The following is a 12,355-nucleotide window of genomic DNA, read 5'->3' as shown; positions in this document are numbered from 1 at the left end:
GGAGCGGGATACCAGTGGGATGAACAGGGAGTTACGCCTCAAATCGATCTCGGCGTCGATGGGGTCGACAGAGGGGCGCCTGGCGGGAGAAACCCCAGTTCAGGCGCCCCTTTTCGCGCGTCTAGAAGAAGCCGAGCTTGTTCGGCGAGTACGACACGAGGAGGTTCTTCGTCTGCTGGTAGTGGTCCAGCATCATCTTGTGCGTCTCGCGGCCGATGCCCGACTGCTTGTAGCCGCCGAAAGCAGCGTGTGCCGGGTAGCTGTGGTAGTTGTTCACCCAGACTCGGCCCGCCTGGATCGCGCGGCCCGCCCGGTACGCGGTGTTCATGTCGCGGGTCCACACGCCGGCCCCGAGGCCGTACAGCGTGTCGTTGGCCGTGCCGATCGCGTCGTCGAAGTCCGAGAAGGACGCGACCGCGACGACCGGTCCGAAGATCTCCTCCTGGAAGACGCGCATCCGGTTGTCGCCCTCGAAGATCGTCGGCTGGACGTAGTAGCCGCCCGCCAACTCGCCGTCGTACTCGATGCGCTGACCGCCCGTCAGGATCTTGGCGCCCTCCTGCTGGCCGATGTCCAGGTAGGAGAGGATCTTCTGCAGCTGGTCGTTGGAGGCCTGTGCGCCGATCATCGTGTCGGTGTCGAGGGGGTGCCCCGGTTTGATGAGTTCGGTGCGGGCGATCGCCGCCTCCAGGAACTCGCTGTAGTGGCCCCGCTGGATGAGCGCACGCGACGGACAGGTGCACACCTCGCCCTGGTTGAGGGCGAACATGGTGAAGCCTTCGAGGGCCTTGTCGCGGAAGTCGTCGTCCGCGTTCCACACGTCGTCGAAGAAGATGTTGGGGCTCTTGCCGCCGAGTTCGAGGGAGACCGGCTTGATGTTCTCCGAGGCGTACTGCATGATCAGCCGCCCCGTGGTGGTCTCCCCGGTGAACGCGATCTTCGCGACGCGCGGGCTGGAGGCGAGCGGCTTGCCCGCCTCGACGCCGAAGCCGTTGACGATGTTGACGACCCCCGGCGGCAGCAGGTCGGCGATCAGGCTCATCCAGAAGTGGATCGACGCCGGGGTCTGCTCGGCGGGCTTCAGGACGACGGTGTTGCCGGCGGCCAGCGCCGGCGCCAGCTTCCAGGTCGCCATCAGGATGGGGAAGTTCCACGGGATGATCTGGGCGACCACGCCGAGCGGCTCGTGGAAGTGGTACGCGATGGTGTCGTCGTCGAGCTCGCTGAGGGACCCCTCCTGGGCGCGCAGCGCACCCGCGAAGTACCGGAAGTGGTCGATGGCGAGGGGAATGTCGGCGGCCAGGGTCTCGCGGACCGGCTTGCCGTTCTCCCAGCTCTCCGCGACCGCCAGCTCCTCAAGATGCGTTTCCATCCGGTCGGCGATCCTGAGGAGTATGTTCGCGCGGTCGCCGGGAGCGGTGCGCGCCCAGCCGGGCGCCGCCGAGTGCGCCGCGTCCAGGGCGAGTTCGACGTCCTCGGCGGTGCCGCGGGCGATTTCGGTGAAGGTACGGCCGTTGACCGGGCTCGGGTTCTCGAAGTACCCGCCGCGCACGGGGGCGACGAATTCGCCGCCGATCCAGTGGTCGTAGCGGTTCTGGTACGAGACGAGTGCACCCTCGCTGCCGGGCGCGGAGTATCGGGTCATCGCGGTGGCCTCCCTCGGGCGGTGCCGTCCGCCGGTGGACGGCACCCGGAGGGACGCTAGAGCGGGCGACGTTGCAACGCCGTTGCAGGAGTCCGCGCAGGAGTCCGTGCTGGTGTCCCTGTTGGTGCTCCCGCAGGTGTTCCTCCGGCGGCCGGTGCCGCCCCCAGTTCCGCGTCGAGCGCGGCCACGCGCGCGTACACGGCCGGACGCCGCTCCGCGGGCACGGCGGCGGCGAGCGCCCGCCACACTCCGAGGTCGTCCTCGCCCCACGGGCTGTACACCCAGTCCGACAGCAGCCCTGGATCCGCGCGCGCCACCAGTGCGGCCCGTAGCTCACCCTCCAGCCGCCGCCTCAGCCGTACGACGGCGGGCGCCTGCGAAGCGGGCAGCAGCGGCCCCGGGTACGCCCCCATGGCGGCGGCCACGGCGCCCGAGCCGAGCCGCCTGGCCACCACCGTGAAGTCCGCGTCGACCGGGACGGTCAGCCGGTACGGGCGCGAGCACAGCAGGTCCGGCCCCAACAGGCGGCGCAGCCGCGACAGTTCCGCCCGCAGTGTCACGGGCGTCACCGACTCGTCCTCGTACAGCTCGCACAGCAGCTCGTCGCCGGAGAGGCCCTCGGGGCGGCGGGCAAGCACCACCAGGATCTCGCTGTGCCGCCTGCTCAGCCGCACTTTGGACCCGCCCGCAACCAGCAGCGCCTCGTCACGCCCCAGGGCATGCAGCAGGGCCGTACCGGTGTCCGGGGACGGCGGGGGAGCGAGCAGCGCCAGCTGGGACTCGGCGGCGCGGGCCACGGCCTGTACGAAGGCCAGGCTGTGCGGATGGGCGAGGCTGTCGCCCCCGGTGATGTCCACCGCGCCCAGGAGCCGCCCCGTGTGCGGATCGTGCAGAGGGGCCGCCGCGCACGTCCACGGATGCACGGGCCGCAGGAAGTGCTCGGCTGCGAACACCTGGACCGGCCGGTCCAGGGCGAGCGCCGTGCCCGGCGCGTTCGTCCCCACCGAGGCCTCGGCCCAGCGGGCGCCCGGCACGAAGTTCATCCGCCCGGCACGCTCCCTGGCACGCGCGTGCCCCTCCACCCACAGCAGCCTCCCGTGCGCGTCGCACACCGCCAGCAGATGCTCCCCGTCGTGTGCGTACGCCCCCATCAGCTCGCGGACCAGGGGCATCGCCCGGGACAGCGGATGGCCGTCCCGGTACGTCCCGAGCTCGTCCTCCGCGAGCTCCACGCGCGCGGAGCCCTCGGGGCTCACCCGGGCGTGCGCGGAACGCCGCCAGGAGTCGGCCACCACGGGGCGCACCGGCCGCTCGATGCGGCCCGCCGACGCGAACGTGTCGTACGCCCGGCGCAGCACGCCGAGCCGCGCGCCGGGATCGGCACCGGGATCCAGAGCCACCCATGTGTCGGTCAACTCGGCCTCCCCGGCGAAGACTTCGGACGGAAGCGGGCCCGGCGGGCCGCGAGATCCATCGTCGTACCGCCGGGGGAGGGCGACAAGCGGTGCGGCAGCCGACCCGAGCGGCGGGAACCGGCCTGTGACGTCCGCCGTCGCTCCGTCCAGCTGCGCCGTCCACCTGCTCCGTCCAGCCGCAGTGCCGTCTGCTGCCGCGCGTCCGCTACTGCTCCGACTGCGCGGCGATGATCAGCTCCTTCATCAGCTCACGGCTCAGCTCCGGATCGTCCTCGAAGGGCAGCCAGTCCCGCCCGCACCTGCACCGCATCCGCACCGGGTCGCCCCACCGGCCCCCGGCGGAGAACCCGATGACCGCCGCGCAGCCCGGGCAGGCCATCGGGCCTTCCCCCGCGACCACGATCGGCGCCAGCATCTCGATCGACCAGGGGTCCAGCAGCTCGAACTCGTCCACGACGGCGCGCCTACCGGGGCGGAATCTCGCCGAGGCCCGCGCCCGGCCGCCACGGGGCGTCCGGAGAGATCCCGGAGTGCGGGGCGGCCTCGGCTTCGCGCGGGCGCTGCAGGGCGAGCTCCGGCGCAGCCAGGCTCTTCTCGGTGTCCATGCAGCGGATAGTGGCACGGGAGCGGAGTGCACTGCCAACCGGTGCCCTGACCGCCCGGCCTGTTCGGCGGGCCCCGGGTCACGCCGCAGCCGGGTCCGGGTCCCGCCGCAGCCGGTTCCCGGTCCCGCCTCCGTGCTGGTCCTGTCCCGTTCCCGGCCCTACCCCCGTACCGTCCGTGCCACCTCGCGCAGGTGCCGGTGCAGCCCGCGGTGCGGGTCGCCGGGCGGCAGCCACTCCTTGCGGATCTTCGCCACGCAGGTGTAGTTCGTGTCGCAGACGTTGGCGAGCGGTGCCTGGCCGGCCTGGCTGACCAGTTGGTACGCATCCAGCTCCGACAGGCCGTAGTCCCGTGCCAGCCACTGCACCAGATCCAGCTGGGAGATCCGGAACGCATCCTCAAGAGGGCGCGCCGAGCCCGTCGAGAGGATGTGGGTGTCGGACTCCAGGCGGGGCCACGGTGTGGCCACCCCCTTCAGCAGCTCGACCACCACGACGGTGTTCATGGCGCACTCCACGGCGACCCCGCACGTCTCGCCCTCGCCCTGACGGGCATGCCCGTCGCCCAGGCTGAGCAGCGCGCCTTCCACGTTGACGCCCAGGTAGCAGGTGACACCGGTACGCATCTCGGGGGTGTCCATGTTCCCGCCGTGCGCGTCGGGCACCAGCGCGGAGCGCACCTCCAGGTTGGCAGGCGCCACCCCGACCGTGCCGTGCATCGGGTCCATGGGCAGCTCGATCTCGATGTCGCTGTCCCGGGCGCGGAAGAGACAGGTACGCCGTTCCCGGTCCAGCTCCCACATCCACACCACCTCGGGCAGCGGCGCCTGCAAGGAGGCCGTCGCGTGCGTCGAGGTCAGCGCGCCGAACAGGGGCACAGTCGTCGACGCAGCCCAGTCGCGCGCGGGCTCGATCGACACGAAGTGCACCGCCACCGTGTCGCCGGGCTCGGCACCCTCCACGTAGAACGGCCCGGTCTGCGGATTCAGGAACGGGAACTCGCACACCTGCGACACGAGGTCCTTCTCGGACCGCACCCGGCCCGCGAAACAGTCCTCCGTATACAGGTCGAGCACCGTGCCCGGCGCGATCCGTGCCACGGGCGCGGCTCCGCCGAAGGTCCAGGCGAACTCGCCCTCTTGAGGTCGTACGGTCACCACGCGGGGATCGGTCATCGGTGTGCGGCTCCACTCTGGGGGTTGTGCGGTGGCGGGGGACTCTGCGGCGGGTGCGGGTGCGGGTCGAGGTCGTTGGGCAGGTCGTCGAGGTGCACCCGGCCGGTCTCCGCGACCCGCTCCGGATGCCTGCGCAGCAGTACGCCCAGGACGACGACCCCGAGGAGCATCCAGACGGCGACGACCGGACCCGCGTACGACACGGGTGCCTTCAGCTCCGACACGAAGTCGAAGGCCGGGATCCCGGCGGCCGTCAGCAGCGCGGGGACGAACGTCGCGATCCCCAGCACCGGGAAGAGCAGGTGCAGCACCGGGTTGAACAGGTCCCGGCGCCGCCGCAGGAAGTACCCGATGCAGGACAGGTTGACGACGATGTACACCCCGATGACGACGGTGACGATGACCGTGGCCAACAGGACGAACGCCGTCAACGGGTCGTACGCGAAGCCCAGTCCGAGCATCGCGGCCACCGCGACGGCGAACTGTACGGCGATCCCGGTGACGGGGGAGCGGTGACGGGGGTGCAGCCGGGCGAAGGCGCTCGGGAAGACCCCGATGCGGCCGAGGGCGAAGGCGGTCCGCGTCGAGACGTTCGCGCAGGCGTTGGCGTTGGCGACCGTCGAGTTGACCACCGCGAGGAACAGCAGCAGCCAGAACAGCCCGAACGACGCCCGGGCCACCCCCTCCCACGAGGCGGCACCGGCGGCACCGAACCCGGCGAACTTCTCCGGCCCCAGATAGACCGCCATCGCATAGGTGGTCAGGACGTACACCAGGCCGATGGACAGGGCGGCCCCGAGCACCGCGCGCCGCATCGTACGGCGCGGATCCTTCGCCTCCTCAGCGAGCGGCGCAGCGGCCTCGAACCCGGCGAACGCGAGCACCGTGTAGACCGACCCGGCGAAGATGCCGCCGACTCCCTCGAACCCTTCCGCCGTGTGCGAAGTGCCGAACACCGAGAGGGTGTTGGCATCGCCCGCCTGCGAGATCAGCAGCACCGCGAACACCACGAACACCAGCACCTCAAAGATGCCGAGGACCGTCCCGAAGCGCGCCGACGCCCGCACCCCGAAGAATCCGGCCAGCGCGATGATCACCGCTCCCGCCAGGGACCACGGCCACCACAGGTCCGCGGGGTAGGAAGCCCACTCCTGGTGCAGCGTGCCCGCCGTGGTGAATCCCAGCTGGAGCAGCAACAGCGCCGGTACGAGCGACTCGACGAAGGCGTACCCCCAGCCCACCAGGAAGCCCACCGTCGGATGCAGCCCCTGCGCCGAGTACGTGGCCACGGAACCGGCGGCGGGCATCCGGCGGGCCAGCTCCGCCACGCACGACGCGGTGAACAGACAGGCCACCAGCGCCACCAGCACCGACAGCGGCAGACTGCCGCCCGCGAAAGCGGCACCGGCCGGGATGGAAGCGGCGATCGCCGCCGCCGGCGCCATGGCCGTCACGCTCTGGAAGAGGACGTCACGCAGCCCCACCGCATCGCGGCGCAGTCCCGTTTGCGGTTCCCCCGACACCCTGTGCTCCCCTGTCCGCCGACCGGATTGCCTCGTTCGCTGAACGGTTGCGCGATGTGCGGGATCACCGTACGGCGCGGGGCGCATGCGGAGGAAGAGGTACGGGGGAAGTGCCGTGCCCGCGCGACACGGCCGCGCCGGAGTGCGCCCGGACATGCGGAATGTTGCGGTCCGTCGAGCGAAGGGTGCCAACTTGCCCACAGGGCTCGCAGGATGACCCCGTACGGTCGACTCTGGACGGTATGGCCACGCCGCCCGTACCACCGCACCAGCCGCCGGGAACGCCGTCCGGAGGAGGCTTCGGACCACCACAGGGGCCGCCGCCAGGGCCGCCACCAGGCCCTCCGCAGGGCGGCCCGCCCGGTGAGCCGCCCGGCGGCTACGGCCCGCCCACCTCGGGCGGCGGACCCGGCTGGCCCCCGGAGGACCAGGGCCCCGGTGGGCCGCCCCGGGGCCCCGGCGGCCGGCGGCCCCTGGTGATCCTGCTCGCCGTCCTGCTGGCCGTGGCCGCCGTCGTGGCGGTCGTCCTCGTCGTGACCGGCAGCGACAAGTCCGGGCAGCCGAAGGCACCCGCCCCCAGCACCACCAAACCGGGACCCTCCTTCAACCTGCCGAGCGAGTTCCCCACCAGCATTCCGACGGAACTGCCTTCCGACTTCCCGACGCTCCCGTCCGACTTCCCGACGGAGCTGCCGTCGGACTTCCCCACGGAGCTGCCCAGCGACCTCCGCTCGGAACTGGAGTCCTTCCTGCCCTGACGACGGTCCCGCCTTGACAGCAGTCGCCACCGACACCTCTTGAGGCGGCCCGGGGGGCCTGCCGCATGCCGCGACGGTGTACTCAGCGACACCGGCGCAAGGGGGCAGGCCCCCGCATGCTCCGGGTGGTGACGCCATGGCCGCGGCCGGTTCTGATCCGTAGATTCACGGAGAGTCAGGCGCCGTATCTTCCCAGTGCGCCTCCAGAGACCGGAGTTCCCACATGCCCCAGGCCATCGCCGCCGCGACGGAGCACTCCTCCGGTGCGGCCCCAGGCAGCGACTTCGCGCCACTTCTGCGCGAGGTCCGGGGGCAGGGACTGCTGGAGCGCCGCCACGGCTGGTACGCCGCGCGGATCGGGGTGAACCTGGCCGGCCTGGCCGCGGTGATCACGGGCATCGTGCTCCTCGGCCACACCTGGTGGGTACTGCTCCTCACGGTCCCGTTCTCCCTCGTGTGGACACGCACCGCCTACCTGAGCCACGACGCAGGCCACGCCCAGATATCGAGCAGCCGCCGCGCCGGCCGGTGGCTCTCGCTCACCCATGCCAACCTGCTCCTCGGCATGAGCCAGGCCTGGTGGAACGAGAAGCACAACCGCCACCACGCCAACCCCAACCACGTCGACAAGGACCCGGACGTCGGTGTCGGAGCGCTGGTCTGGACCCAGCAGCAGGCCGCGGGCCGCGAGGGCTTCGCCCGCTGGCTCGCCCGCCACCAGGCCCGGCTGTTCTTCCCCATGCTGCTGCTCGAAGGCATCGCCCTGAAGGTGTACGGATTCCAGGACCTGCGCCGCCAGGACGTGCGCGAGCGCAAGGTCGAGGCAGCCCTCCTCGTCGCTCACCTCGGGCTCTACGCGGCGCTGCTGCTGACCACGATGTCCCCGCTCACGGCACTCGTCTTCGCACTGGTGCACCACGCCTTCTTCGGCCTCCAGCTGGGCATGGCCTTCGCGCCCAACCACAAGGGCATGGAAATGCCCGACCCCGACGGCGAGCGCTGGGGCCACCTGCGCCGCCAGGTCGTCACCTCGCGCAACGTGCGCGGCGGCCCCCTCACCGACTGGTTCCTCGGCGGCCTCAACTACCAGATCGAGCACCACCTGTTCCCGAACATGCCGCGCCCGCACCTGCGGCTCGCCCAGCCCCTGGTGCGCGCCCACTGCCACCGGGCCGGCCTTCCGTACGCGGAAACCGGACTGATCGACTCCTACCGGCAGGCACTGAGCCACATGCACGAGGTCGGCGAACCCCTGCGGGCCGCGTCCCCGGACACCGTCGCCCGCACGGAGGCCGCGGTCTCCGGCCAGAACGCCTGAACCGGCACCGGGCGGAACCGTCGCGGCCCGGCGTACGTTGTCAGAAGCAGGAGCGGCAGCAGCCGCGGAGGAGGCGTCAAAGATGTCGAAGAGCGCGAAGGTCGCTACCGGTGGTGTCGTCGTGGGCATCGCCCTCATATGGTTCATCGGGTTCTGGCCCGCCCTGCTGGTCATGGTGGGTGTTCCCGTCGCCGCCTATCTGATGCTGGACAAGACCCAGCGCCGCAGGCTGCAGCGGATCACCCGCAAGGAGCTGGGCCGCTGACCTCCCGCACAGGCTCAAGCGGGACATCGATTCGGGCGAAGGGGAGCTCCGGCATGGGCGCAACGGTCGAGGCGGTCAGCAGCAACGGCACCTACTCGTTCACCAAGCCGAACCGCGACAGCATCACGCTGCTGGCCGGACTCGGGGTCGAGGGCGACGTCCACGCGGGAGTGACGGTCAAGCACCGCTCCCGGATGGCCCAGGACCCCACCCGGCCCAACCTGCGCCAGGTCCACCTCATCCACCGGGAACTCTTCGACGAGGTGCACGAGGAAGGCTTCGAGGTCGGGCCGGGCCAGCTCGGCGAGAACGTCACCACGCGCGGCATCGACCTCCTCGCCCTGCCCGTCGGCACACTGCTGCACCTCGGCGACGAAGCGGTGGTGGAGGTCACCGGGCTGCGCAACCCGTGCCTCCAGATCGACGACTTCCAGGGCGGACTGCTCAAGCAGGTCGTCGGCCGGGACGACGAAGGAACCATCGTGCACAAGGCCGGAATCATGAGCGTCGTCCGCACCGGCGGGACGATCCGGCCCGGCGACGCCATCGGCGTCGTGCTCCCCGCCGAACCGCACCGACCGCTCGAACGCGTCTGATTGCCACTGCGACCACCACTGCCGCAGTTGTTGCCACAGCCAGCCACAGCCACAGCCGTCGGCGCCGCGACCGGCCGTCCGTGTGCCGACGGCGTCAGGACGGTCGTACGGCCAGCTTGTCCAACGACTCCAGCAACCCGGGCAGTTCGGCGCCCCGACCCACCGGCAGGACCTCCCCCGGCTCCTCGTCCAGCAGCAGGAACGCGATGTCGTCCGTCCTGGCCACGAACGACCAGCCGGGCCCGTCGGCCCGCAGCGTCCGTGCCTCGACCGTGGCGAACGCCGACCGCACCCGGCCCGGTGGCGGCGGCTCGGCGACGTACCCGTGCAGTGCGTCGATGACCTTCCGCACCCCGGGGTGCAGCTCGCCCTCCGTGCCCTCGAACGACTCGGTGCCGCTCTCCTCGTCGAGCTGCCCGCGCCACGTCGCCCACTGCCGGCCGATCTCGTCGGCCCCCAGCCGCCGCTGCGCGGGCCCCCACTCCTCGGTGTCGGGCGGCGACAGCACCGGCCCCGCGCCCTCCACCCCGGCCTCCTCGGGCCCGGGGTCGTGCGGCGCGGGCACCCCGGGCGCGGAGACGGCGAGGGCGAGCGGCCAGCCCGGCAGCGCGGCCACCACCGAGCGCTCCGGCGGCGACAGGTCGTACTCCATGCCGCAGTCCCAGGACGCGATGGCCACCGCCACCAGCGACACGTCGTCGACGGCCACGGTCCAGCGGGCGCCGGCGCCGTCCTGACCGAAGACCAGCCCGTACCCCGTGCCGAGCGGCTCCAGACCGAGCGCCGCACACGCGGCGGGGAAGTCGTCGCCGAGCACGCTCGGGAACTGTGCAGGCGTCAGCAGGACCGCGGTGAGTACGAACAGCTCGTCGTCCCCGGCAGCTTCCGTCCCGGTCACGGCACCCTCCCCAGATGATCGGTCGTCGGCGCACCTTAACCAGCCGGTAACCGGATCGTCGAGCCCCTGGGCGGGCGGCGGACCTCCGCAGGTCGGGCCGAGGACCTCTCACGGCCCCCAGGGTCAGGCCGCGGGCAGCCCGAGCAGACTGCGGGCCACGCTCTGGGGAGGCTCGTCCCGCTCGCGGGCGAGCGCGATCACCGCCCGGCACGCCAGCTCCGTCACCCCGAACGACAGAGCCTCGGGCGAGACCCATCCGGCCGCTTCGTCACTGCGCGGCTCGTCGTCCTCCGCGCAGGCGGCCACATAGACGGCCGCCGCCTCAAAGAGGTTGTGCTGCCGCCGGGGTTCCGGCACCGCCCTGACCTCCTCCTGGCGCGGCGCCTGCAGCGACCGGACGAACCGCCTGATTCTGTTGAGCACCCGGATCACGTCCCCGTGAGCAGTGGATCGGCCGACTCTTCAAGTGTGCCCGACCACCGTAGAGTTGGGCCTCCGGCAACGCGGCAGCAGTGACGACGGGGCAGCCGCACGACACGGCAGAAGGGCGACGCGTGGTGAAGCGCTACGAGCGGCTCCGGCAGGTGCAGCAGCTCGACCCCGAGCGGGACTTCCTGCAGATCTACCGGATCACTTCCTCCTACGAGTTCCCGTGGGACTTCACCAGGGCCCTGGAGCTGGCCCTCTACCGCACCTATGCGGTCCCCGGCATCGGGCGCCTCCTCGCCGAGACCGCGGAGCTGACCGACCGCTCGCAGAAGCGCTACGACGACACCGCCCTCCTCCTGGACACCGTCGTCGAGCACGGCTTCGACAGCGAGGAGGGCCGCACCGCCGTCCGCCGCATCAACCGGATGCACCGCAGCTACGACATCAGCAACGACGACATGCGCTACGTCCTGTGCACGTTCGTCGTCACCCCCAAGCGGTGGATCGACGAGTACGGCTGGCGCAGGCTCTCCGACCACGAGGTGCGTGCCTCGGCGGCGTACTACCGCACCCTCGGCACCCACCTGGGCATCCGGGAACTCCCGCAGACGTACGAGGAGTTCGAGCGCTGCCTCGACCTCTATGAGGCGGACCACTTCGGCTGGGACGAGGGCGCCCGCAGAGTCTCCGACGCGACCCTCGACCTCATGGCCTCCTGGTACCCGGCGCCGCTGGCGCCCCTCGTCCGGGGCGCGGCCCGCGCCCTCCTCGACGACTCGCTGCTGCGGGCCTTCCGGTACGAGCGCCCGCATCCGCTGGCCCGTTCGGCGGTCCGGGGCGCCCTGCGGCTGCGCGCCCGCGCGGTACGTCTGCTGCCGCCGCGCAGCACCCCGCACTACGCCCGCCAGAACCCCGAGATCAAGGGGTATCCGAACGGCTACGAGGTCGCAGCCCTGGGCACCTTCCCGGTGCCCGGCGTGCGCGGCTGCCCGGTGCCCCACCCGCAACGCGGCACCTCGTAGCGGAATGACGGGCCCAGTCCTGGCCCGTCATTCCGCACGGGCCGCCAGTGCCAGGAACCTGCTGTCCTCGTCGACGTACGACAGCAGGCGCCAGCCCGATCCGGCCAGCAGCGGACGCAGACGGGGCTCGGCCCGCAGGTCGTCCTCGGTGATCTGCCGCCCCTGCCGCGCAGCGAGGGCGGCCCGGCCCACCGGGTGGAACAGGGCGAGCAGGCCGCCGGGGCGCACGGTGCGGGCCAGCTCGCGCAGGTTCTCCCCGGGGCGGGGGAGATGCGCGATCAGCCCCGCGGCGAACACCGCGTCCAGGGAGCCCGGCGCGACCGGCAGCCGTGCGACGTCGGCCTGCAGCAGCAGTGCGGCCGACCCGCGCCCCGCGCGGGCGGCCTCGTCCAGCATCTCCCGGGTCAGATCGGCGCCCAGCACCGTTCCGGTCGGCCCCACCGCCCTCCTCAGGTACGGCAGCGCCCGCCCCGTACCGCAGCCCGCGTCCAGCACGGCGTCGCCCGGCCGCAGCCTCAAAGAGGCGACGGCAGCCTCGTACGCGGGACCGTCGTCCGGGAAACGCGCGTCCCAACGGGCGGCGCGGACACCGAAGAACTCCTGAACCTGCATGTGGTCATCGGTCATGACCACATGATCTCCCGCATCCCGTCCGCCCGGGCTCGCGCGGACAGCGGTGGTGCACCGCAGCAGTGGCACGGCCTTCCGC

14 protein-coding genes are annotated in these 12,355 nt (G+C 71.9%); 5 read left to right on the top strand and 9 right to left on the bottom strand.

The window, feature by feature from the left end; translation table 11 throughout:
• Positions 1–121: 121 nt before the first annotated feature.
• From ACH4SP_RS27905 to ACH4SP_RS27880, 6 genes are all read right to left on the bottom strand, one after another.
• Positions 122–1,645 carry an aldehyde dehydrogenase family protein gene (locus ACH4SP_RS27905; protein ID WP_398418599.1) on the bottom strand — a complete coding sequence of 508 codons (1,524 nt, stop codon included), beginning with the start codon at positions 1,643–1,645 and terminating at the stop codon, positions 122–124.
• A 56-nt stretch (positions 1,646–1,701) separates the two neighbouring features.
• Positions 1,702–3,060 carry a GAF domain-containing protein gene (locus ACH4SP_RS27900; protein ID WP_398418597.1) on the bottom strand — a complete coding sequence of 453 codons (1,359 nt, stop codon included), beginning with the start codon at positions 3,058–3,060 and terminating at the stop codon, positions 1,702–1,704.
• Between the two features lie 205 nt (positions 3,061–3,265).
• The gene (locus ACH4SP_RS27895) at positions 3,266–3,514 is read right to left on the bottom strand and encodes a hypothetical protein (protein ID WP_398418595.1); all 249 of its coding nucleotides are present in this window, start codon (positions 3,512–3,514) and stop codon (positions 3,266–3,268) included.
• Positions 3,515–3,524: 10 nt separating this feature from the next.
• Complete coding sequence (locus ACH4SP_RS27890) at positions 3,525–3,665, bottom strand: hypothetical protein (RefSeq protein ID WP_398418594.1); 141 nt, start codon at positions 3,663–3,665, stop codon at positions 3,525–3,527.
• Between the two features lie 158 nt (positions 3,666–3,823).
• Positions 3,824–4,837, bottom strand: coding sequence for an acetamidase/formamidase family protein (locus tag ACH4SP_RS27885; RefSeq protein WP_398418592.1), 1,014 nt, complete (start codon positions 4,835–4,837; stop codon positions 3,824–3,826).
• A complete protein-coding gene (locus tag ACH4SP_RS27880) occupies positions 4,834–6,360 on the bottom strand; it encodes an APC family permease (RefSeq protein WP_398418590.1) in 1,527 nt (508 codons plus the stop codon). The genes ACH4SP_RS27885 and ACH4SP_RS27880 overlap by 4 nt, the downstream gene beginning before the upstream one ends.
• A 242-nt stretch (positions 6,361–6,602) precedes the next feature.
• Between ACH4SP_RS27880 and ACH4SP_RS27875 the strand changes: the two genes are divergently transcribed.
• The 4 genes from ACH4SP_RS27875 to ACH4SP_RS27860 all read left to right on the top strand — a co-directional run bounded on the left by ACH4SP_RS27875 (position 6,603) and on the right by ACH4SP_RS27860 (position 9,297).
• A complete protein-coding gene (locus ACH4SP_RS27875) occupies positions 6,603–7,118 on the top strand; it encodes a hypothetical protein (RefSeq protein WP_398418588.1) in 516 nt (171 codons plus the stop codon).
• Positions 7,119–7,341: 223 nt separating this feature from the next.
• Positions 7,342–8,436 carry a fatty acid desaturase family protein gene (locus ACH4SP_RS27870; RefSeq protein ID WP_398418586.1) on the top strand — a complete coding sequence of 365 codons (1,095 nt, stop codon included), beginning with the start codon at positions 7,342–7,344 and terminating at the stop codon, positions 8,434–8,436.
• Positions 8,437–8,518: 82 nt separating this feature from the next.
• Positions 8,519–8,701, top strand: coding sequence for a hypothetical protein (locus ACH4SP_RS27865; protein WP_362418994.1), 183 nt, complete (start codon positions 8,519–8,521; stop codon positions 8,699–8,701).
• A gap of 53 nt (positions 8,702–8,754) precedes the next feature.
• A complete protein-coding gene (locus ACH4SP_RS27860) occupies positions 8,755–9,297 on the top strand; it encodes an MOSC domain-containing protein (RefSeq protein ID WP_398418583.1) in 543 nt (180 codons plus the stop codon).
• 94 nt (positions 9,298–9,391) lie between these two features.
• Here the strand turns inward: ACH4SP_RS27860 and ACH4SP_RS27855 are convergent, their stop codons facing one another.
• Together ACH4SP_RS27855 and ACH4SP_RS27850 are read right to left on the bottom strand one after the other, a co-directional pair.
• The gene (locus tag ACH4SP_RS27855) at positions 9,392–10,195 is read right to left on the bottom strand and encodes a hypothetical protein (RefSeq protein WP_398418581.1); all 804 of its coding nucleotides are present in this window, start codon (positions 10,193–10,195) and stop codon (positions 9,392–9,394) included.
• Between the two features lie 123 nt (positions 10,196–10,318).
• Positions 10,319–10,585 carry a hypothetical protein gene (locus ACH4SP_RS27850; RefSeq protein WP_398419136.1) on the bottom strand — a complete coding sequence of 89 codons (267 nt, stop codon included), beginning with the start codon at positions 10,583–10,585 and terminating at the stop codon, positions 10,319–10,321.
• A gap of 164 nt (positions 10,586–10,749) precedes the next feature.
• On the opposite strand from ACH4SP_RS27850, the gene ACH4SP_RS27845 reads away from it, so the two are divergent.
• Positions 10,750–11,646, top strand: coding sequence for an oxygenase MpaB family protein (locus tag ACH4SP_RS27845; protein ID WP_398418579.1), 897 nt, complete (start codon positions 10,750–10,752; stop codon positions 11,644–11,646).
• Positions 11,647–11,673: 27 nt separating this feature from the next.
• Here ACH4SP_RS27845 and ACH4SP_RS27840 read toward each other — a convergent pair whose 3' ends face one another.
• On the bottom strand, positions 11,674–12,273 hold the full coding sequence (locus ACH4SP_RS27840; RefSeq protein ID WP_398418577.1) for a class I SAM-dependent methyltransferase: 600 nt from the start codon (positions 12,271–12,273) through the stop codon (positions 11,674–11,676).
• Positions 12,274–12,355: the final 82 nt, after the last annotated feature.

Origin of the sequence: Streptomyces sp. NPDC021093, assembly GCF_044333135.1 — a bacterium.
In the GTDB taxonomy this organism is placed as follows: Bacteria; Actinomycetota; Actinomycetes; order Streptomycetales; family Streptomycetaceae; genus Streptomyces.
Note: the sequence above shows the minus strand (reverse complement) of the source record. Positions and strands in the feature narration are given on the sequence as shown.